General features: G+C 73.1%; 13 protein-coding genes. 6 read left to right on the forward strand and 7 right to left on the reverse strand.

Annotated features, from left to right (window positions below; all coding sequences use genetic code 11):
• Positions 1-142: 142 nt before the first annotated feature.
• Positions 143-1,432, reverse strand: coding sequence for an ATP-binding protein (locus tag IE321_RS35200; protein WP_043226507.1), 1,290 nt, complete (start codon positions 1,430-1,432; stop codon positions 143-145).
• A 177-nt stretch (positions 1,433-1,609) separates the two neighbouring features.
• Positions 1,610-2,047: an SPW repeat protein gene (locus tag IE321_RS35205; RefSeq protein ID WP_043226506.1), complete on the reverse strand. Its 438-nt coding sequence runs from the start codon at positions 2,045-2,047 to the stop codon at positions 1,610-1,612.
• Positions 2,048-2,223: 176 nt separating this feature from the next.
• On the opposite strand from IE321_RS35205, the gene IE321_RS35210 reads away from it, so the two are divergent.
• Entirely contained in the window at positions 2,224-2,592 is a 369-nt protein-coding gene (locus IE321_RS35210) for a cupin domain-containing protein (protein WP_043226504.1), read from the forward strand.
• A gap of 84 nt (positions 2,593-2,676) precedes the next feature.
• Here IE321_RS35210 and IE321_RS35215 read toward each other — a convergent pair whose 3' ends face one another.
• Positions 2,677-7,014: a ricin-type beta-trefoil lectin domain protein gene (locus tag IE321_RS35215; RefSeq protein ID WP_190225893.1), complete on the reverse strand. Its 4,338-nt coding sequence runs from the start codon at positions 7,012-7,014 to the stop codon at positions 2,677-2,679.
• A gap of 307 nt (positions 7,015-7,321) precedes the next feature.
• Here IE321_RS35215 and IE321_RS42935 point away from each other — a divergent pair, with 307 nt between their 5' ends.
• Complete coding sequence (locus IE321_RS42935) at positions 7,322-14,644, forward strand: polymorphic toxin-type HINT domain-containing protein (RefSeq protein ID WP_190225894.1); 7,323 nt, start codon at positions 7,322-7,324, stop codon at positions 14,642-14,644.
• Positions 14,641-15,042: a hypothetical protein gene (locus IE321_RS35225; RefSeq protein WP_190225895.1), complete on the forward strand. Its 402-nt coding sequence runs from the start codon at positions 14,641-14,643 to the stop codon at positions 15,040-15,042. The genes IE321_RS42935 and IE321_RS35225 overlap by 4 nt, the downstream gene beginning before the upstream one ends.
• Positions 15,043-15,182: 140 nt before the next feature.
• Here IE321_RS35225 and IE321_RS35230 read toward each other — a convergent pair whose 3' ends face one another.
• The gene (locus IE321_RS35230; RefSeq protein WP_190225896.1) at positions 15,183-17,018 is read right to left on the reverse strand and encodes a glycoside hydrolase family 15 protein; all 1,836 of its coding nucleotides are present in this window, start codon (positions 17,016-17,018) and stop codon (positions 15,183-15,185) included.
• A gap of 232 nt (positions 17,019-17,250) precedes the next feature.
• Here IE321_RS35230 and IE321_RS35235 point away from each other — a divergent pair, with 232 nt between their 5' ends.
• From IE321_RS35235 to IE321_RS35245, 3 genes are read left to right on the forward strand one after another with little or no spacing between them, the layout of a single operon-like run.
• Entirely contained in the window at positions 17,251-19,536 is a 2,286-nt protein-coding gene (locus IE321_RS35235; RefSeq protein WP_190225897.1) for an MMPL family transporter, read from the forward strand.
• Positions 19,537-19,578: 42 nt separating this feature from the next.
• Complete coding sequence (locus IE321_RS35240; RefSeq protein WP_043226499.1) at positions 19,579-20,091, forward strand: DinB family protein; 513 nt, start codon at positions 19,579-19,581, stop codon at positions 20,089-20,091.
• An 8-nt stretch (positions 20,092-20,099) separates the two neighbouring features.
• Positions 20,100-20,483, forward strand: coding sequence for a nuclear transport factor 2 family protein (locus IE321_RS35245; protein ID WP_190225898.1), 384 nt, complete (start codon positions 20,100-20,102; stop codon positions 20,481-20,483).
• Positions 20,484-20,526: 43 nt separating this feature from the next.
• Here IE321_RS35245 and IE321_RS35250 read toward each other — a convergent pair whose 3' ends face one another.
• The 3 genes from IE321_RS35250 to IE321_RS35260 form a co-directional block, all read right to left on the reverse strand.
• Positions 20,527-20,895 (reverse strand): hypothetical protein, encoded by a 369-nt coding sequence (locus tag IE321_RS35250; protein ID WP_190225899.1) that lies wholly within the window; start codon positions 20,893-20,895, stop codon positions 20,527-20,529.
• A gap of 47 nt (positions 20,896-20,942) precedes the next feature.
• Positions 20,943-21,341, reverse strand: coding sequence for a nuclear transport factor 2 family protein (locus IE321_RS35255; protein WP_043226496.1), 399 nt, complete (start codon positions 21,339-21,341; stop codon positions 20,943-20,945).
• Positions 21,342-21,399: 58 nt separating this feature from the next.
• Positions 21,400-21,768: ROK family protein (locus IE321_RS35260; protein WP_190225900.1), on the reverse strand; the 369-nt coding region annotated here is incomplete at its 5' end.

Below are 21,768 nucleotides of genomic sequence, written 5' to 3' on the forward strand. Positions count from 1 at the left end.
TGCCGCGCTCGGAGCCGCCGCCCTGGCCGGGCTGCTGCCCAACGCCGGGGCGGCCGCCGCCGTCACCGTCTCCCGGGCGGGCGCCCGGCCCCCGGACCGGGCGGAGCTGGACGCGGCCCTCGGCGCGGCCACGGCATGACGGTCACGTCCGGGCGTGGCTCGTGATGTCCGCCGCGAACCGCTCGACCAGCTCCGGCGTCACCGTCGGGCGGGCCGTGGCGATCGCGGTCAGGTAGTCCGCGGTGCTCGCGCCCGGAGCCGGGGCGTCCCCGCCCCGGCCGCCGGCGCCGACGAGGTCGCGCTCGAAGGACGCCTGGGCCGCCACCCGGGCCGCGTGCTCGATGTCCGCCGGGGTGAACAGGTCGCTCGCCAGGACCAGTTCGTCGATGTCCACCTCCGGACGCCCGTCGGTGTAGCGGGACCAGATAGCGGCCCGGGCGGCCTTGTCCGGCGTACCGATCGGGATCAGGTAGTCGAAGCGGCCGGGCCGCAGGAAGGCCGGGTCGAGCGAGCGGACCGAGTTGGTCGCGCACACCAGCAGCCGCTCGTCGCCCTCCCGGAAGCCCGGGATCAGCTTGAGGAGTTCGTTGGTGACCCCGTGCAGTCCGCCCGGCGCCGCGGGCTCGGTGCGCACCGGGGCGATCTCCTCGACCTCGTCGATGAAGACGAGGACCCGGTCCAGCTCCGCGATCCGCGCGAAGGCCGTGCGGAGCGCCGCCGCGAGGTTCCCGCCGTCGGCCAGCCGCGACGGCAGGATCTCCACGAACGGCCAGCCCAGCCGGGAGGCGACCGCGCGGGCGAAGGTCGTCTTGCCGGTGCCGGGCGGGCCGAAGAGGCAGATCGCCCGGGGCGGCCGCACCCCGTGCCGGGTGGCCCGCTCGGGCTCGGCGAGCGGGAGCACCACCCGCCGCTCGATCAGGTCCTTCTCCCGCTCCATGCCGGCGACCTTCGCCCACAGGTCGCCCGGGAGCAGCCGGCCGCCCAGGTCGTCGAGGAGTCCGGCGGCCGGCCCGTGCAGCGGCTCGGTCTTCTCGAAGTACGCGACGGCCGGCTGGCGGGTGTAGCCGGCGTTGAGCAGCCCTTCGCCGAGCAGCTCCTCCTCCGGCAGGACGTACGCGATCCGGCCGACCCGGGCGGCGACGAGCTTGCGCTCCAGCTCCACGAGGAGGGCGCTGGCCAGGCCCCGGCCGCGCCAGCCGGAGGCGATCGCGACCCGCATCACCCAGGCGCGCTCGCCGGAGACGCAGGCGAGCGCCGCGCCGATGGGGACGCCCTGGTGGACGGCGACGACGGCCGGCTGCCGGGAGGTGAGGGCGCCGATGCACTCGGCGAGCGAGAAGACGGACTCCTGTCCCAGTTCGGCCGTGGTGTCGATCAGGTGGACGACGGCGGCGAGATCGTTCTCGCGGTAGTCGTGGATGTGCCAGTTCACCGGTGGTACCGCCCCTCGTGTGGCTCGTTGCGGCGAGGCTAGGCGGCGGCCGGGCGGTGCGGCCCGCTCCATCCTGCACAAGCCGGGGCGGTGGAACGCGCCGCTTCGTCACTGGGCGCGAACGCGTACGGCGGCGCACCTCGGGGTGCGCCGCCGTACCGACGGGAGGCGGGTGCCTCACGTCCTGCGCTTGCTCATCAGCAGTCCGCCCGCGGTGAGGGCGAACAGACAGACGCAGGCGCCCGCGATGACGTTGTTGAGGATCATGCCGGTGTCGGGGTTCCGCGTGACGACCCACGGGGCGACGATCGTCCAGGCGCCGAGCAGCAGGACCACGAAGTTCAGGTCCTGGGAGCGCTCGGGGGCCATCGAGGTGCACAGGCCGAGGACCGCGAGGGCGATGCCGACGACCAGGTTGGTGATGGCCAGCTCCGGCCGGGCGGCCGCGAAGTGGACCGTGTAGGCGGAGACCGCGATCCAGACGCCGGCGAGGATGACGAGTTCCTCGACGGCCGCCACTCCTCTGGTCTGCATGATCTGCGCGTAGCGTTCGCGCATCTCCGTCGCGTCGGGGTGTCCCGAGATGTCACCGGGACGGTGGGAGACATCGGCCATGTGACTCGCCTCCTTGCTGGCGTACTGCGTGTCGGACCGCGCTCGCGGCACGAGGCCGCAGTCCCATTGTGCTCTTATATGTTCCTTATGTGAAGCGGGAACGAGAGCCGCCGACCGGTGCGGCGTACGCTGGGAGAGGACTCGGGGCACCCGCGCACCGCCGGGAGGCGGAGACGATGACCGGCATCGTACGAAGAAGCTTCGACTCGGCAGACGAGACCCGTCCCTTCGAGGGCGGCAAGGGCAGGCTGGATCTGCTCTCCACCGACAACGGCGCCGTGGGGCGTGCCGTCTTCGAGCCCGGCTGGCGGTGGTCCGAGCACGTCAAGCCGCTCGCCGGGACGGACAGTTGCCAGGCTTCGCACGTGGGATACGTGGTGAGCGGCCGGATCCATGTCGTCATGGACGAGGGCGGCCAGGAAGAGGAGTTCGGCCCCGGCGACTTCATGCAGGTCACCCCGGGACACGACGCCTGGGTCGTCGGCGAGGAGCCCTGCGTGGCCCTCGACTGGGTCGGCTTCGGCGACTACGCCAAGTCGTCCTGAGGACGCCCGCCTCCCGAGGCGCGGACCTTCCCCGTGGGGCACGGGGCGCCCTCCCCGCCTCCCCGGGCGGGGCGGGCGCGCGGTTCAGCCGCGGGTCGTGACGGACCACTTCTGGGCCAGGGTGCCGTTGCAGTCGTAGATCTGCAGACGGGTGCCGTTGGTCGTGTCGGCCCACGGCAGGTCGAGGCACCGGTTCGAGGCCGGGTGCAGGACCGAGCCGTCGGCCATCGGGATGAACTGCTGGGCGGGGGAGCCGTTGCAGGCGTAGTACCCGAGCGTGGACCCGGCGGCGGTGGCGCCGCCGGTCACGTCGAGGCAGCCGCCCATCACCTTCAGCGCCTTCTTCGACGCGTCGTAGCTCCAGAGCTGCGGGGTCGAGCCGTTGCAGTCCCAGATGACGATCGGATTGGAGGGGCTGGTGCCGCCGGCGTGGTTGTCGGCGCACTTGCCGCCGCGCGAGAAGGCGATCGGACCCGACGCCCCGGACCAGGGGTCGGTCGGCCGCGCCTGGACGGTGACGTCGCTGATCTTCCCGGTGAACGCCGCGGAGGGCGCGCCGGCCAGCTTGTAGCGGCCCAGGACGAGCGGCCCGGTGATCCCGGACTTCTGGGTGTGCAGTCCGGTGCCGGCCAGCACTCCGTTGACGTACAGCGACATCAGGCCGCTGTCCGCGTTGTAGCTGGCGGTCAGCCGGTCCCAGCGCCCCACCTGGAAGACGGCCGCGTCGGTGCTGCCCAGGTCGGTCATGTCGTACGGCCAGGAGTCGTCGTCGGTCCGGGCCATGGCGAAGCGCCAGCGCTTCTGGAACATGTCGGGCCAGAGGGTGAACCCGCTGGCGCGCAGGCCGTCCTGGCTCGCGACCACCCCGCCGTCGTCGAGCGACGGATTGGCCCAGGCCGAGATCGTGAAGGACCTCGTCGTGTCGATGGCCTGCTCGGTGGTGGTCGGCGCGGGCGCGGCGACGAGGGAGCCGGAGTTCCGCTCGTCCTGCTTGTCACGCTTGAAGGCCGCCACGGTGGTGGCGCGCCCGCCGACGGTGTCGGCGACGAACGACACGCCCGAGGCGCTGAGCGTGCCAGGGTGCAGTCCGGTCTTCGCGGTGGCCGAGGGGCCCACGAGGTCCGGCGTCCGCCCGTCGGCCGCCCCGGTGAGGGGCAGCCGGAGGACGGCGCCGAGGGCGTCGCCCTGCTCGGTGGCGGAGGAGAGGGACACGACCCGGCCGGCGACCGAGGGGTCGGAGACGCCGCGGAGGACGGTGATCTCACCGGCGGCGGTACGGGCCCACAGGTCGGCGACCTGGTCACCGTCGAGGTCGCCGACCGAGCCGACCTCCGGGTACGCGGCGGTGTCGACGGTCCCCAGGACCCTGCCTCCGGCGGGGTCGGTCAGCGAGGTGTAGTCGGTGGCCGTCCCGCCGGTGATCGGGTAGGCGCGGATCGTGCCGGTGGCGCGGTGCCGGGACCAGACGGTGGCCTGCCGGACGGTGCCGCCGGCGGTGGACGTGGGGCCGTTGGCCGGACCGGGGTTGATCAGCTCGTAGTCGTCCCAGCTGCCCGCGCCCGCGGCCCGGGGGATGAGGTGGGAGGAGCCGAACTGGCCCGCGAAGACGGTGCTGGGCCGGTGGAGCCACAGCTCGCCCTTCTCGACGGTGAGCGCCGAGGTGGCGGTGGGCTTCTGGCCCTCCTGGGTGACCTCGCCCTCGGGCGTGCCGATGGCGCTGATCTGCGTCACGTCGGACCAGGTGGCGTTGTGCGACTCGGGGCAGGTCTCCGCGGGCGCGCCCAGGGTGAGGGAGCAGTCGGTGGGCCGGTCGAGCGGACGCGAGGCGGCCTCGCCGAAGTTGCCGTGCCCGTCGTTCTCGATGAGGTACAGCACCTCCTTGAGATCGGCGTGCGAGGTGTTGTGGACGATCAGCTGGTCGACCCGCGCGGCCCGGTCGAGGGTGCCCCGGTGGGTGATGTCGTAGTCGTTCCAGGTGGTCTTGTGCGTCTGGTCGTTCCCGGGCGCCGCGGCCGCTCCGGCTGAGGCCGCCGTGTCGGGGTCGGTGTTGCCGCCGACGGTCCGCAGGTTCCCCCGTGCGTCGGGCAGGACGAGGTCGGCGGTCCGGTCGCCGTTGGTGTCGCCGAAGACCGGCAGCAGGCCGGGCTGGGCGGGGGCGTAGTACGTGTAGACGGCGGGCTGGCTGTAGTTGCCGGCGTTGTCCTGGGCCTGGACGTAGAGGAGGTTCGTGCCCCAGGTGCCGGGCACGGCCTCGTGCACGGCCCGGCCGTCCCCGTCGGCGAGCAGGGTCCCGGAGTCACCGCACTTCCAGCCGGTGACGGGGGTCGGGCTGGTGCTGACCCGGAAGCAGGCGACGCCGGAGCGGTTCGGCCCGGTGGACGGCGCCGGGTCCTGGCCGGTGAGCGCGAAGGCGCCCTTCTGGTGGCTGTACTTCGCCGGGTTCGGGTTCGGCGTCCCGGACGGCGGGAAGTCGGTCGACGTCACGGCGACGGACGGTGAGGTGCGGTCGACGCGGAAGTAGCAGCGCTCCGTCTGCGGGGAGGCGAGACCGCCGTTGCCGGGATCGTCGTACGCGATGACGTTGTAGCCGTACCAGTGTCCGTCGGTCAGCGAACCGGCCGACACCGTCACGCCGTTGGGGTTCCAGCTCGAACTCCAGGTGCCCAGGGTCTGGTTCTTGGAGTTGTCGGTGCCGTCGAGGAGGGTGAAGACGGTGTACAGGTTGAAGTTCGCCGGCGACCAGTTGGCTGCGGTCAGGCTGATGCTCTGGTTGTTGCCGACCCAGCCGGCGTCCTCGGGCCGCTGCCCGGCGATGTTGCAGCCGTCGTAGGTGTTGGTGCGGGCGAAGCCCGGCGCCGGCGTGGTGTGCGGGGCCCAGACGCTCGGCGCGATGTCGTACCGGGTCTCGATGAACGGGTCGCTCGCGATCCGCTTGCGGTACAGCTTCTCGTACTCGTTGTCGGGGGCGATGGCCACCGTGAAGTCGGACCACTTCTCGGCCGCCGCCCGCTGCATGTGCCACGAGACGTCGAAGCTGATGGGTCCGGTGCCGACGATCCGGTCGGAGTCGCCGATCTTGCTGCATCCCTGCATGTGGCCGCCGGTGCCGCAGGGCTGGGCGTTCCACCGGGTCCACTGGTTGATGGCGCCGGTCCAGTACAGGCCGAGCGGCACGTCGGTGCCCGGGCTCGACGCGGCCTTCACCTGCGCGTGGAGAGTGGAGCCGTAGACGGTCGGCGGGTACGGGGCGCCGTTCGGCTGGGTGTGGATGAGCGGGTTGACGCCGATGCGGAAGTAGGCGCGGTAGCGGCCGTAGCCGGTGCAGTCGCTGTAGCCGCAGTAGCCGGTGCCGAGTTCGCCGATCGCGTTGTAGTTCTGGGTCTCGGGGTGGTTCTCCTGGACCTGGACCGAGCCGTTGGCCTTGCTCTCGGCGCTGATCGTCGGGTCGATGTACCAGGGGCCCCGGCCCTTGCCGAGGGTGGCGAGGTCCGGGACGAGGTCGAAGCCGCCCGCCGTGGTGCGGATGCCGACCTTGGACACGGTGGCCCGGTCGCCCGGCATGTCGGCGGTGGAGCGCTGCCCGGGGGCCTTCGCGTCCTTCCGGCCGGTCTCCGTGGACGGGGCCGACGAGTCCCACTGGAAGGGCGTCGGCGCCTGCATCCGCGTGCGGCCCTTGCCGTCCTTGACGCTCAGGTTGCCCTTGCTGTCGGTGCTGAGCTTCAACCCCTGTGCGGAGACCGGGAAGTGAAGCTTCCTCAGGCGCGGGTCGGCGGCCGCCTCGGCGGTCCGCACGACGATGACGTCACGCCAGCCGCCGTCGGGCAGGGCCGTGATCCTGAGGTCGACGTCGGGCAGCACCTCGGCGTAGACGGCGGTGTCGCCGTCGAGGGTCGGGGCCGGCAGCGGGAAGGGCGCGGAGACGTCGAGCCGGGTGCCGTCGGAGGTCGCGATCGAGGCCAGCGGCCCGCTGCCCCCGCCCGACACCGTCAGGGAGTTCGAGGTCACGCGGGGGCTGATCGAGCCGTCGGCGTTCCTGGCCAGCGTGGTGTCGAGGTCGGCCCACGCCTTGCCCCGCTTGGCGCGGACGGCCCGGGCGTGGTCCGTGGTCGTCAGGGTGCCGTCGGGGTTGGCCAGGGTGCGCGAGCGGTCGGTGGTCAGCGCGTCGACGACGACGGCGCGGCCGGTGCGCTTCGCCTCCGCCCGCGCGGCGAGCGCGGCCCGCTGCTCGGGCGTGGCGGCGGGAGCGGACACGCCGCCGCCGGAGGGCTGTCGGGGCGAGGGCCCGTCGTCGGCCGCGCCGGCGGCGGGCGGGACGGTGACCAGCGTCAGCGCGCTCGCGACGAGCGCGGCGGCCAGCGGTGACCAGGCTCTTCGGAGCCGGGACGAGCGGCGTCCGGGGGTCCGGACGGTGCGCGGGTGCATGGTGAGTTCGATTCCTCCCGTTGGCCCGCCCCGAGGGGCAGGCGTTCGACCGAAATCTGCGGGCTCACCGTCAGTCACGTCAAACGCGGATGCCCGACATCGGACCCTTTGTTTGATCTTGTGCGGCTCAACTCACGCAATTCCACTGCCCGGTTCCGGATCGTGATCTTTCCTGAGTGTCCAACGGCCCTGCCGATGCCTACTGTTGCGGCCGATCGTGGTGACATGTGCCGTCCTCCTCCGCGGAGGGCCGCACTGTACGAGAACGAACAACGGGGGATTTGTCATGAGGGCGAAGCATGCCCGCATGTCCGCACGCCTTCTGCCGCCGGGCGGAAGACGGATCGTCGGACTGGCCACCGGACTGGTGACCGCAGCCGCACTCCTGGTCGTGCCGTCCGCGACGGCAGGCCAGCGGAACGACGAGGTGTGGGTCCCGCCCCACACCGCGCTCGGCTCCGACACGCCGACGGTCGAGGGCGGGGCGCTGAGGCCCGCGGCGCTGCCCCGCCCCGCGTACCCGGTGCCCGCGTCCTGGACGCCGGCGCCGGAGGCGAAGCGCGCCCGTCCCGGCTCGGCGACCGTCGAGCTCGGAGTCGACGCGGCGGAGGCGGCCGCCGCCCGGGCCGCGACCGGCGGGGCTTCCCCCGCCTCCGGCGGCGACCGGCCCGTCCGCGCCGGCGACCGCCCGGTCACCCTGGCCCCCGCGAAGGGCGCGGACGCCCGCGCCCGGCGGATCGACGTGACCCTGGCCGACCCCGCGGTCGGCCGCGGGCTCGGCGTCTCGGGACCCGTCCTGGGCCTGACCGAGCGCTCCGCCGCCGCCGACCTCGCGCCGCGGCGGCGTGAAGCCCCGGACGCCGCACCGTCCGGCCGGAAGGTCCGCGTCGCCGTGGACCTCGTGGCGGCGGGGGCCGGCGGCTGGCTCGACCGCGCCCGGCTCGTCGCCCTCCCGGCCTGTGCCCTCACCACCCCGGACCGCGCCGAGTGCCGCACCCGCCGCCAGGTCGACGCCCGACTCGACCTCGCCGCCCGCACCCTCACGGCCGACGTGACCCCGGCGTCCGCACCGGGCTCCCCGGCCACCGGCGGAGTCCAGCGCGCCGCCTTCACCACGACCGCCTCCGGCGCCGCCACGGTCCTGGCCGTGGAGAACACCGCGTCGGGCACCGGCGGTTCGTACGCCGCGACGCCGCTCACCTCCTCGTCCGGCTGGAGCACCGGCGGCAACACGGGCGGGTTCTCCTACACGTACCCCGTCGACGTCCCGCCGTCGATCGGCGGCCTGGCGCCCACCGTGGCGCTCGGCTACGACTCCTCCGGCGTCGACGGACGCAACTCGGCGCAGAACCCGCAGTCCTCCTGGATCGGCGAGGGCTGGGGCTACGACGCCGGCTTCATCGAGCGCTCGTACAAGGGCTGCGACAAGGCCGGCATCCCGAACTCCGGCGACCTGTGCTGGGGCGGCGACAACGCCGTCCTCACCCTCGCCGGCCACTCCGGCGCCCTCGTCCGCGACGACGCCACCGGCGTCTGGCGCCTCCAGAACGACGACGGCACCCGCGTCGAGCGGCTCACCGGCGCCGCCAACGGTCTGCGCGACGGCGAGCACTGGAAGGTCACCACCGCCGACGGCATCCGCTACTACTTCGGCCTGGAGCACCTGCCCGGCGGCGACGGCACCGACCCCGCCACCGGGTCCGCCTGGGGCGTCCCCGTCTACTCCCCGACCGCCGGGAACCCCTGCCACACGGCCGCGTCCGGCACCGCCTCGTGGTGCCGCATGGGCTGGCGCTGGAACCTCGACCACGTCGTCGACCCGTACGGCAACCTCGTCACCTACCGCTACACCAAGGAGACCAACCGCTACCAGCGCGGCGGCGGCCAGAGCAACGGCGCCGGCACCCTGGAGGCGTACGAGCGCGGCGGCCAGGTCCAGCGGATCGACTACGGCCAGCGGCTCCCGGAGCAGACGGCCGCCAAGGGCACCCTCGTGCCCGGCGCGCGCGTCGGCTTCGCCGTGGAGGAGCGCTGCAAGCCGTCCGGCGCGGTCACCTGCGCCGAGTCCCAGCGGACCACGGCCAACCAGTCGAACTGGCCCGACGTCCCGATCGACCAGCTCTGCGGCACCACCGGGACCTGCACCAACGTCACGCCCGGCTTCTTCACCACCAAGCGCCTCACCGCGATCACCACCGAGGTGCGCGTCGGCGCCACCCTCAGCCCGGTCGACAGCTGGACCCTGCGCCACGACTACCCGGCCCCCGAGGACGGGACCAAGCCCGCGCTCTGGCTGTCCGGCATCACCCGCAAGGGCGGCGGCGGCACCTCCGCGATCACCCTGCCCGAGGTCACCTTCACCCCGCGCCAGCTCGCCAACCGCGTCGACGGCATGACCCCCGCCCAGCCGTCCTTCAACCGGCCCCGGATCCAGCAGATCCGGACCGAGACCGGCGGCCAGATCACCGTCGGCTACGCGGACCCCGGCTGCTCGCGCACCAAGAACGTCATGCCGGCCTCGCCCGACACCAACACCAAGCCGTGCATGCCCGTCAAGTGGCGCCTGCCCGACTCGTCCTCCACCGAGCCCGTCCTCGACTGGTTCCACAAGTACCTCGTCTCGCACGTCAGCGAACAGGACGCCGTCACCGGCTCGTTGGTGAAGACCACCGCGTACACCTACAACGGCGACGCCGCCTGGCACCGCAACGACGCCGAGTTCACCGACGCCAAGTACCGCACCTGGGACGAGTTCCGCGGCTACGGCAGCGTCGACACCGTCACCGGCAGCGCCTACCCCGGCGAGGCCCCCAGGACCCGGCAGCGCACCACCTTCCTGCGCGGCATGGACGCCGACCTCAAGGCCGACGGCACCCACCGCGCCGTCTCCGTCACCAGCCCCCTCGACGGCGCCGGGGTCACCGACGCCGACTGGCTCGCCGGCACCCCGCTGGCCACCGAGATCTTCGAGAGCGCCGACCGGCAGGTCGTGCAGAGCGTCACCGGCCGCAGGACCAGCGGCGAGAAGGTCACCGCGACCCGCGCCCGCACCGGCCTGCCCGACCTGATCGCCCGCCACGGCGCGACCGAGTCCGTCGAACTCGCCAAGGACCGCCTCTCCGACGGCTCCTGGCGCACCACCAGCAAGGTCACCAGGAGCGACCCCGCCCACGCCAACCGCTCCGTCAGCGTCGAGGACCGGGGCGACGGCACCGCCGCCACCCCGACCGTGTGCACCACCGTCCGGTACGCGACCGCCGAGGACGCGGCGCTCGTCGGCCTCGTCTCCGAGAAGAAGACCCACCAGGGCGCCTGCGACACCACGGCCACCGCGCAGAACACCCTGAACGCCACCCGCACCCTCTACGACGGCAAGCCGTTCGGGCAGGCCGGCACCCACGGCGCCCCCACCGGCTCGCTCGTCCTCGACCGCCACACGTCCACCGGAGCCCCCGTCTACGCCCACGTGGGCACCACGGTCTTCGACGACTACGGCCGTGCCCTCAGGGTCACCCGCGCCGACGGCTCCACGTACGACGAGGCCGGCGCCGGCCTGACCGCGGCCACCGTCACGCCCGCCGCGACGACGACCGCCTACACCCCGGAGTCCGGCGCCCTCCCGACGAAGGTCAGCACCACCGGGCCCATGGGCGCGGGCTGGACCGAGACCGTCACCATGGACCCCACCCGGTCCGTGCCGCTGACGACCACCGACGTCAACGGCCGCGTCACCACCATGACGTACGACGCCCTGGGGCGCCTCACCCAGGTCTGGAGCCCGGAGCGCTCCACCACCCTGTCCCCGACGACCCGCTTCTCCTACCGCCTCGACGGCGTCACCGGCCCCTCCGCCACCACCACCGAGACGCTCGCCAAGGACGGCAAGACGTACGCCTCCCAGGTCGTGCTCCTCGACGGCCTCGGACGCGAGCGGCAGACCCAGTGGACCCCCGCCTCGCGGGCCACCGGCAGGCTCGTCACCGACACCGTGTACGACTCCCACGGCTGGACGGTCAAGACGTCCGAGCCCTACTACGACGTCACCTCCCTCCCGTCCACCAGCGTCTTCCGGCCGGGCAACGACTCGCAGGTCCCGTCACAGACCTGGACGGAGTACGACGGGGTCGGCCGCGTGGTGCGCGCCGAGTTCCGCTCGTACGGCAACGCCCAGTGGGCCACCACCACGGCCTACCCCGGCGCCGACCGCACCGACGTCACCCCGCCCGAGGGCGCGGCACCGGTGTCCACCGTCACCGACGCCCGCGGCCGGGTGACCGAGAACTGGCAGTACCGCACCGCGACGGCCACCGGCACCCGGTCCGACGCCGACGTCACCCGGTACGCCTACACCCCCGACGGCTCCCTCGCCTCGCACACCGACACCGCGGGGAACACCTGGCGGTACGGCTACGACCTGCGCGGCCGGCGGATCTCCTCGGACGACCCCGACGCGGGCCCGACCACGACCACGTACGACATCGACTCCAACGTGGAACGCACGGTCGACGCCAAGGACCGCGCCCTCGTCCACACCTACGACGTCCTCGGCCGCATGACGGGCCGCTACAAGGACGCCGTCGCGCCCGCCAACCTGCTCGCCCGGTGGACGTACGACACGCTGCCCGGCGCCAAGGGGCAGCCCGTCTCCTCCGTCCGGTACGTCGGAGGAGCCGACGGCGTCGCCTACACCAAGAGCGTCACCGGATACGACAAGGGCTACCGCCCGCTCGGCAGCACCGTCGACATCCCCGCCGAGGAAGGCGAGCTCAAGGGCACCTACACCACGAAGTACACCTACCACCCGATCACCGGCGACGTCCTCACCATGGCCCTGCCGGCCGCCGGCGACCTCGCCGCGGAGACCGTCGGCTACACGTACAACAACTACGGCCTGCTCTCCACCAGCATGAGCCTGGGCGAGAACCTGATCGCGGCCGTGTCCTACGACGCCCTGTCCCGCCCCGTCCGCACCACGGTCGGCCAACTCGGCGCGCAGGTCGTCTCCACCCAGCAGTACGACTGGGCCACCGGCCGCCTCGTCGACTCCTTCGTCGACCGCGAGCGCGGCACCGTCTCCACCGACCACTACAGCTACACCTACACGCCCTCCGGCCGGATCACCTCGATCACCGACCGGCAGGACGCCACCGCCGTCGACACCCAGTGCTTCACCACCGACCACCTCGGCCGGCTCACCCGGGCCTGGACCGACACCGGCGGGGTGCGGACCGTGGCCGACTGGACCGACTCGAACGGCACCGTCCACGGCACCGGCAGCTCCGCCCACGTCCCCGCCACCGGCGGCTGCGTCAACGCCGGCGGCCCCGCCACCACCCCGACCGGCACCCGGACCGTCGGCGGCCCGTCCCCCTACTGGCAGAGCTACGCCTACGACGCCACCGGCAACCGCCGCGGCCTGACCCACCACGACATCACCGGCGACAGCACGAAGGACGTCGTCACCACCCAGGGCTTCGCGCCCGGCCCCAACCGGAAGACCACGGCGGCCGGCACCGGCGGCGGCACCGGAGGCCCGCACGCCCTGCTGACCTCCACCACCGCCACGCCCGGCAGCCCCGACGAGGCCATCGGCTACCAGTACGACGCCGGCGGCAACACCACCGCGATCACCGACCGGGCCGGCACCACCGACCTCACCTGGGACACCGAGGGCAAGCTCGCCGCCCTCGACCGGACCGGGGACGAGGCCGACACCACCTACGTCTACGACGCGGACGGCGACCAGCTGATCCGCCGCAACAAGGGCCGGAGCACCCTCAACCTGCCCACCGACCAGGTCACCCTCGAAGGCGGCCGGCTCTCCGCCGTCCGCACCTTCGCCGCGCCCGGCGGCCTCACCCTCACCCGGGTCGGCACCCCCGTCAACGGCACCTCCCTCCTGGTCGAGTCCGCCGACCACCACGGCACCGGCAGCGTCCAGATCGGGCTCGACAGCACCCAGGCCGTCACCCGCAGGGCCACCGACCCCTTCGGCAACCCGCGCGGCACCCAGCCCTCCGCCCTCTCCTGGGCGGGCGACAAGGGCTTCGTCGGCGGCAGCAAGGACGACACCACCGGACTCACCAACCTCGGCGCCCGGCAGTACGACCCCGGCCGCGGCCGCTTCATCAGCACCGACCCGCTGCTCGACCCCGAGAACCCGCAGCAGTGGAACGGCTACGCCTACAGCAACAACAACCCGGTCGACCTGAGCGACCCCAGCGGCCTGATCGCCTACGACCAGGACACCGGCATCGCCGCCGGAGGCAACGCCCAGCAGACCCAGCAGGCCGTCAACACCATCCGCTCCAAGCCCGGCTACCGCGACCCGGAGCCGGTCACCACCGGAGGCGGCGGCAAGGGCTACTCCCCGAACGACTGCCGCCACACCAACAGCTGCCTGGTCACGATCCAGGACCGCACGATGAACTCGTTCCTCAACGCGGTCGAGCTGTCGTTCAACCACGAGATCCTGCGCAACTCCGGCAACAGCAACATGGCCGACATCAACCGCGTCATCCAGAAGTACAACCACGGCGCCTCGACCGTGCAGTACGCGGCCATCCAGATGTACCTGTACGGCGCCACGGAGGAGGAGACGGCCTTCTTCTACGAGAACCCGTGCCTCTTCATCGCCTGCTACGTCGGCCTCGACATCTTCGAAAGCCCCACCGGCAACATCTACGACTCCCCGTTCGGCCTCTCCCCCTCGGAGAAGTACGGCGCCAACGTGGGCGCGTCGATGGGCGGGCGGACGCCGGGCGGCAAGCCGGGCGCCAAGGGGGGCAAGGCCGGCGCGGGCGGGAACCGGGGGCCGTCGGGCCTGTCCGCACTCGCCCAGTGCTTCCGCAAGAAGCACAGCTTCACCGCCGACACCCGGGTGAGCGTCGAGGGCGGCGGGACGAAGCGGATCGCCGACATCGAGATCGGCGACAGGGTCCTCGCCACCGACCCGCAGACGGGCGAGACCTCCTACCGGTCCGTCACCGCGGTCATCGTCACCCGCGACGACAAGCGGTTCACGGACCTCACCATCGAGGGCCCGTCGGGCGAAGCCCCCCAGACCCTCACCACCACCGAGCACCACCCCTTCTGGAGCGTCGCGGAAGCCCGCTGGGTCGACGCCACCGCCCTCCGACCCGGTGACCTGCTGCGCCGCCCCGACGGCACCACGGCCAAGGTGACCGCGACCCGCGACCACCACCGCGAAGCCACCACGTACGACCTCACGGTGGCGGGACTGCACACGTACTATGTGCTGGCCGGCGCGACACCGGTACTCGTCCACAACGACGACTGCTTCACGGCGCCCGCGAGCTATGTCAACCGTCACGGGGAGCTGACGAACGGTACGTACACCGTCAGCTACCCGGCCATGCTGAAGCACCTTCCGGGTTCCTCGGGCCCGACGAAGAGCGTCTTCCTCAAGGGCGTGGATGCGGAGAAGGCCACGCTGGACGCCGCCGCCTACGCCGACGCCCACGGATTGTGGGAGGGGAACAAGGCCAAGGTGTACGTCGCGAACGGGCCCGTCGGGGTGGTCGGAAGGACTGGTGAATTGACCAGCTACATCAATGTCTATCGCAACGCCCGGGGCGCCATTCACGGAAGTCCTGGAGGGGCGCCGTGATCGACGTCTCCGAAGCACTGGCCCACTTGCATGATCCGCCGGTCGCCTGGTCCGAGGGGCTCGCGGTCGAGATCGCCGGTTCCCTGGCCGGATCGGTGGGAGGGACCGTCGACTGGGACGCGGATGCCGACGAGGAATGGCTGAGTGTCCTGGTACGGGGCGCTCGCGTGGCCATGGTGTCCCCGACGCTGCCTCTCGTCGTCGCCGACGAGGGCGTGGCAAGGGACGCGCGGGTCCTCGCCCCGGTGGGAACGGTGATCACGGTTCCGTCCTTCGACGCCTCCGTCATACGGTGCGACATCGCCGTACTCGGGAGGGTGTTCGGCGAGGAGGACAAGTTCCGCGAGCTGAGGATGGATACCTTCTCGGCCAACGAACTGTGGTTCGCCACGGTGTGAGCCACGCGTGCGGCGCCCGTTCACGGACCAGGGCGGCGACTTGGTCCCGTTCCGCGGACGGTACGCCGCGAGCCGGGCGGGTCAGCTCTCCCGTCGGATGAGCAGGAAGAAGGGCCCGCACCACAGCGACCCGGCCAGGGCTACCCCGGCCGGGCCGCAAGCGTGTCCAGCACCTCGTCCAGCGTCGTCGCCGCCATGATCAGGGAGAGGTGGGTGAACGCCTGGGGGAAGTTGCCCAGTTGTTCGCCGGTGGGGCCGATCTCCTCGGCGAAGAGGCCGACGTGGTTCGCGTACGTCAGCATCTTCTCGAAGGCGAAGCGGGCCTGCCGCACCCGGCCGGCCCGGGCCAGCGCGTCCACGTACAGGAAGGTGCAGAGGCTGAACGTGCCCTCCGCGCCGCGCAGTCCGTCGGGCGCGGCCCCGGGGTCGTAGCGGTGCACCAGGTTGTCGCGGACCAGGCCCCGCTCGATCGCGTCGAGGGTGCTCAGCCAGACCGGGTCCGTCGGGTTGAGCAGGCCGGTGCGGGGGATCAGGAGCAGCGAGGCGTCGAGCACGTCCCCGCCGAAGTACTGGGTCAGGGCCTTGCGCCCGTCGCTCCAGCCCCGCCGCATGACCTGGGTGAAGATCTCGTCCCGCGCCGCCCGCCAGGTGTCCAGCGCGGCCGGCCGGCCGAACTCCTCCGCCAGCCGCAGCCCCCGGTCGAAGGCGACCCAGGACATGACCCGGCTGAAGGTGAAGTCCTTGCGTCCGCCGCGCGTCTCCCAGATGCCCTCGTCGGGGGAGTCCCACGACGCGGCGAGCCAGTCCAGCATCCCGGCGACCGCCCGCCACCCCTCGTACGTCGGCTGGATGTCCTGCCCGCCGCCCTGCGCCAGCGCGTACAGCGCCTCGCCGAAGATGTCGAGCTGGAGCTGGTCCGCCGCGGCGTTCCCCACCCGCACCGGCGCCGATCCCCGGTAGCCCTCGTACTCCGTGAGGATCTCCTCCGGGAGCGACGGGTCGCCGTCCACCCGGTACATGATCTGCAGCGGCCGTCCGCCCGAAGGCCCCCGCGACCGCTCGGTCACCCGCGCCGTCAGCCAGTCCGTGAACGCCGCCGCCTCCTCCGCGAAGCCCAGGTCGAGCAGCGCCCGTACGGCCAGCGAGCCGTCCCGCACCCAGGTGTAGCGGTAGTCCCAGTTCCGCTCGCCGCCCACCTGCTCCGGCAGCCCCAGGGTGGGCGCCGCGATCGGCGCCCCCGACGGCAGGTACGTCAGCAGCTTCAGCGTGATCGCCGAGCGGTGCACCATGTCGGGCCAGCGCCCCCGGTACCGCGCGGTGCGCACCCACCGCTGCCAGAAGTCCACCGCGTCCCACAGCGCCGCCTCGACCTCCGTCACGTCCGGCAGCGGCGGCGGCTCGGCCTCGGGACCGTCCACGGTGAACGACGCCCCGGCGACCTGTCCCTCGGACAGCTCCAGACGCCCTCGTACGTCGTACGGCCCGTCCCGCTCCAACGGCACGTTCGACTGGAGGAAGCCCGCCATCGCCGCCGAGCGGAAGGCCGCCGTGCGGCCGTCCAGCCGCAGGTCGTGCGGGGTCCGCCCGAAGCCGAACCGCGGCCGGCACTCCAGCGTGAAGGTGACCGTGCCCCGCGTGCACCGCATCACCCGCATCAGCGCGTGCCGGTCGGTCGGCCGCCCGGTGCGGTCCGGCGGCATCCAGTCCATCAGCTCGCCCACCCCGTCCGGCGACATGAACCGGGTGACCAGCATCGCCGTGTCCGGATAGTAGAGCTGCTTGACCGTCACGTCCGGCCCGTCGACCGAGAGCCGGAAGTAGCCGCCCCGGTCGTGGTCCAGGAGCGCCGAGAAGACGCCCGGCGAGTCGAAGCGGGGCGCCGCGAACCAGTCCACGACGCCCTCGTCCGAGATGAGCGCGGCGGTCTGCAGATCCCCCACCAGACCGTGTTCGGCGATGAGCGGATAGCGCTTCATCCCCCCACTATCCGCGATCGTGCCCGGGCGCGCGCTGCCGACGGGATCCGGTGCCCGCCCGTACCGGACGCCGTCCCGGCCCGGCCTCCCGGTCGCCGGGTGCGGCAGGGCCCGCGCCCGACGAGATGCCGTCCCCGCCCGGCGGGAGCACCATGGACGGAGAACGGCGAACCATCAGGGAGACACGCAGCACAGCCGGCTCGGGGACCGCCTATCCGGACATGGCGAGGCCATGAGAGCAACGCCCGCGGCCGCCCAGCGCCGCCGCCCCGCGAAGCAGAGCAGCCTCTACCGCCTCGGGCACTGGTGCGCCCGCCACTTCGTCGTCGTCGTGGCCCTCTGGCTGGCCGCCCTCGTCGGACTGCAGATCACCGACCGGGCGGTCGGCGGCCAGTACTCCGACGACTTCGACCTCCCCGGAGCCCAGTCCTCCGAAGGCCTCTCGGTCCTGGAGGCGCACGACCCGGCGGCCGGCGGATACGGCGCGCAGATCGTCCTCAACGACCCGTCCAAGCCGCTCACCGACGAGGCGTCCGCCGTGAACTCGGCGGTCACCGCCCTGGAGAAGCTGCCGGACGTCATCGGCGCCCAGAACCCGCTGCCGCCGCCCGGCTCCACCCCGCCCCCGGCGTCCTCGACCACCCCGAACACGGGCCCGCTGTCCACCGACGGCAAGACCGCCTACATCACGGTCCGCTTCAGCGTGCCGCCGTCGACGCTCGGCGACGACTACCTGACGGGCGTCGACAGCGCCGTACAGCCGCTCCGCGACGCCGGCGTGACCGTCGAGTACGGCGGCTCGCTCGGCGAACTCGCCCGTCCGGACGCCGACGACCGCACCAGCGAGGCCATCGGCTTCGCCGTCGCGATCGTCGTCCTGCTGATCGGCTTCGGCAGCGTCATCGGCGCCGTGATGCCCCTGGTCACCGCACTCATCGGCGCGGTCTGCGGGCTCGCGCTGCTCGGTCTGATGGCCGCCGCCTTCACCTTCGGAACCGTCTCGCCGACGCTGGCCACGATGATCGGCCTCGGCGTCGGCATCGACTACGCGCTGTTCCTGATCACCCGCCACCGGCAGAACATCATGAACGGCCACGATCCCGCCGACTCCGCCGGTCTGGCCACCACCACCAGCGGGCGGGCCGTCCTCGTCTCCGGCTGCACGGTCGTCATCGCCCTCTCCGGCCTGTGGGTCTCCGGCGTCACCTTCATCGGGAAACTGGGCCTGGCGGCGGCCTTCACCGTCGTCACCGCCGTCCTCGCCGCGCTCACCCTCGTCCCCGCCCTGCTCGGCCTCGTCGGCAAGCGCATCGACCGCTACCACGTCCGCAAGCCGGTCGCGGAGACCGACGCCGAGCCCGGAGCCGAGGCCCACGGCACCTGGCACCGCTACGCCCAGCGCGTCGAGCGGCGCCCCTGGTACTTCCTCGTCGGCGGCGTCGTCGCCCTGCTCATCCTGGCCTTCCCGCTGCTGTTCATCCAGCTCGGCCACATCGGTGACGGCGCCGACCCGAAGTCCTTCACCGACCGGCGCGCCTACGACCTGATCTCCACCGCCTTCGGCCCCGGCGCCAACGGCCCGCTCACCGTCGTCGTCGACCAGTCCGCGGTGCCCTCCTCCGACCGGGCCGCGCTCGCCACCAGCCTCCAGAAGGCCCTCACCGGGGTGCCCGACGCGGCCGTCATCACCCCGCTCCAGCCCACCTCCGACGGCGACGTCCTCGTCGGCACGGCCTACTCGGTCGCCTCCCCGCAGGACGAGCGGACCACCGAGCTCACCAACCACCTCGTCGACGACGTGCTCCCGGGCGCCGTGGCCGGAACCGAGGCGCAGACCTACGTCACCGGGACGACGGCCGCCCAGGTCGACTTCCTCGACCTCGTCTCCAGCCGCCTGCCGCTGATCATCGCCGTCGTCGTCGGCCTCGCCTTCCTGGTGATCCTGACGGTCTTCCGCGGCGTCCTCGTCGCGGTCAAGGCGGCCGTCCTCAACGTGCTCTCCATCGCCGCCTCGTACGGCGTCGTCGTCGCCGTCTTCCAGTGGGGCTGGGGCGGTCCCGCGCTCGGCGTCTCCGGGAAGGTCCCGATCGAGAGCTACGTGCCGATGATGATGTTCGCGATCGTCTTCGGCCTCAGCATGGACTACGAGATCTTCCTGCTCTCCCGCGTCCGGGAGGCGTGGCTGCGCACCGGCGACTCCAAGGCCAGCGTCGCCCATGCCCTGGAGATCACCGCGCGGGTGATCACCTGCGCCGCCCTCATCATGGTGAGCGTCTTCGCCGCCTTCATCGTCTCCGACAACATCGTCGTCAAGATGCTGGGCCTGGGCCTCGCCGCCAGCGTCCTCATCGACGCGACGGTGGTACGCCTCCTGCTGGTGCCCGCCGTGATGACGCTGCTCGGCAAGCACGCCTGGTGGATCCCGCGCCGGCTCGACCGGATCCTGCCCCACCTGGACACCGAGGGCGAGGAGGCCGTCCGCCGCGACGAGGCCGCCGCGGCGCCGACCGCCCGCTGAAATCGGGGCGACCCGGCAGCGGGGGTCGGGCAGAATGCGGCCATGATCCAGGAAGACCGCCGCACCCCCGTGCCGAGCGCCGGCGCCGACGAGCGCACCACGCTCACCGCCATGCTCCAGTTCCAGCGCGACACGCTCGCGCTCAAGTGCGCCGGGCTCACCCCGGACCAGCTCAAGGACCGCGCGGTGGCGCCCTCGGCGCTGTCCCTGCTCGGACTGGTCCGGCACGCCGCCGAGGTCGAGCGCGGCTGGTTCCGCAACGTCCTGGCGGGCGAGGAGAGCCGCAGCCCCTGGACGTCGCCCGGCTCCACCGAGTGGGCCGACTTCGATGTCGAACACGCCGACGCGGACGCGGACTTCGCCGTCTGGCACGCCGAGTGCGCCCGCTCCCGCGCGATCGTGGAGGCGGCGGAGTCCCTGGACGAGACGGGCCGCCTCGGGGACGAGACCTTCTCCGTGCGCTACGTCCTCGCCCACATGATCGAGGAGTACGCCCGGCACAACGGCCACGCGGACCTGCTCCGCGAGCGCATCGACGGCACGACGGGGGAGTGACGGCACCCATGACGCAGCACCCCGACGTCGCCGAGGCGATCGTCCGCGAGCGCCTCCTCCACGACCCCGCCGTCCGGCTGTCCCGGCCGCGGGCGGAGGCGCTGTTCGACCCCGAGTTCACCGAGGTCGGCGCCTCGGGCCGGCGCTGGACGTACGCGGAGATGATCGCCGCCCTGTCCGAGCTGCACGGCGGCGAGGACGGACCGCCCATCGAGGCCGGGTCTTTCGCGGGCACGGTCCTCGCTCCCGGCGTCGTCCACCTCACCTACGAGACCGTCATCGGCGTTCGGCACGCCCGCCGTTCGTCGGTCTGGCGCCGCGACGCCGAGGGCGCGCTCCGGCTCTACTACCACCAGGGCACACTCGTGCCGGACGCCGCGGAACGGCCTTAGCCGCTCCCCGGGTCCGTACCGGAGGGCCGGCCGCGGCCGGCCCTCACCGGTAGGCGTCCGTCACGCAGTCCGCCGCGCAGCCGTGCTGCCGGAAGCCCCGCCGCAGGGCGGCCGCGGCGTGCTCCCGCTCGACGTGCTCGTGTCCGTACCGCTCGCGCAGCAGCCGTTCCACGGCCTCGACCGTGACGATCGCGGGCTCGCCCTCGCCCGCCGCGCGGCGGGCCGCCACGATCGCCTGGTCGGTCGCCCGCGTCAGGTCCCGGAGGTACGTCCGGTGGGCCATCCTGCGGGCCCGCCGGGGGGCGAACGGGCGCGTGGCGCGCCCCTTCCACACCAGCCCGGCCGCCATCAGGCCGAGGCCCGTGCCGCCCAGCAGCGTGCCGCCCACGATGCCCTCGATGCTCCATGCCACCGGCCGTCGACCTCCCCCGCGTCCGCCGTCGATCCTACGGCGGACGGTCATGCCTGGACGAGGTCGCCGTGCCGGTGCGCCACCCGCCACTCGCCGTCCTCCCGGCGGTACGTCTGGGTGGCCCGCAGCGTGTAGACGCGCGCCTCGCCGTCGACCGAGGTCGAGATGTGCTCGTAGCACGCGGTGTAGGCCATGTCGCCGACGACGTCGTGGCTGACCACCTCGATGCGGTAGGCGGTGCAGGCGGAGAAGCGCCGGGCGAGCGCTGTGAACAGCGTGTCCACGTCCTCCTGCCCGACGGCGTTGTACCAGGCGCCGAGCACGCTCACCGGCTCGCGGCGCGACCAGAGCGCCCGGCGCGGCGCCGGGTCCCCGTCGTGCAGCGCCCGTTCGGCGTCCTGGAGCGCGGTCCTGACCCACGTCAGGAAGTCGTCCCGGTCGGTCATGCCTTCATCATGCGCACGCGCCGCCGCGCCGCGCACCCGCTGGCGGCCCGCGCGGTGCTCAACGGAGCGGTACGGAGGCGGGGTCGGCCAGCACCGTCTCGCGGGCCAGGGCCACCGCGCCCGCCAGCGAGGCGTCGGCGCCCAGCGTGCCGGGCACCGGGTCCGGCACCGGGGCGGCGGCCCCGGCCATCGCCCTGCGGGCGGCGAGGCGGGCCTCCAGGCCGCGCGCCAGCCAGGGGTGCGGGTCGGCGAGGTCGCCGCCGAGCACCTCGTCGTCGACGTCGAGGAGGCTCGTCAGGGCGAGGACGGCCGCGCCCAGCACCTCCCCGGCGGTGTCCAGGGCCGCCACGGCGGCCGGTTCGCCGGCGGCCAGCGCCCGGCCGAGGGCGGCGACGGCGGCCTCGGCGCCCCGATCGGCGCCCAGCAG

The sequence above is a fragment of the Streptomyces hydrogenans genome (assembly GCF_014656075.1).
GTDB classification, from domain to species: Bacteria; Actinomycetota; Actinomycetes; order Streptomycetales; family Streptomycetaceae; genus Streptomyces; species Streptomyces hydrogenans.

Coding starts and splice junctions, on each gene's coding strand:
- IE321_RS35205 (WP_043226506.1), bottom strand. CDS start 2,047: ATGGCCGATGTCTCCCACCGTCCCGGTGACATCTCGGGACACCCCGAC.
- IE321_RS35210 (WP_043226504.1), top strand. CDS start 2,224: ATGACCGGCATCGTACGAAGAAGCTTCGACTCGGCAGACGAGACCCGT.
- IE321_RS35215 (WP_190225893.1), bottom strand. CDS start 7,014: ATGCACCCGCGCACCGTCCGGACCCCCGGACGCCGCTCGTCCCGGCTC.
- IE321_RS42935 (WP_190225894.1), top strand. CDS start 7,322: ATGTCCGCACGCCTTCTGCCGCCGGGCGGAAGACGGATCGTCGGACTG.
- IE321_RS35230 (WP_190225896.1), bottom strand. CDS start 17,018: ATGAAGCGCTATCCGCTCATCGCCGAACACGGTCTGGTGGGGGATCTG.
- IE321_RS35235 (WP_190225897.1), top strand. CDS start 17,251: ATGAGAGCAACGCCCGCGGCCGCCCAGCGCCGCCGCCCCGCGAAGCAG.
- IE321_RS35240 (WP_043226499.1), top strand. CDS start 19,579: ATGATCCAGGAAGACCGCCGCACCCCCGTGCCGAGCGCCGGCGCCGAC.
- IE321_RS35245 (WP_190225898.1), top strand. CDS start 20,100: ATGACGCAGCACCCCGACGTCGCCGAGGCGATCGTCCGCGAGCGCCTC.
- IE321_RS35255 (WP_043226496.1), bottom strand. CDS start 21,341: ATGACCGACCGGGACGACTTCCTGACGTGGGTCAGGACCGCGCTCCAG.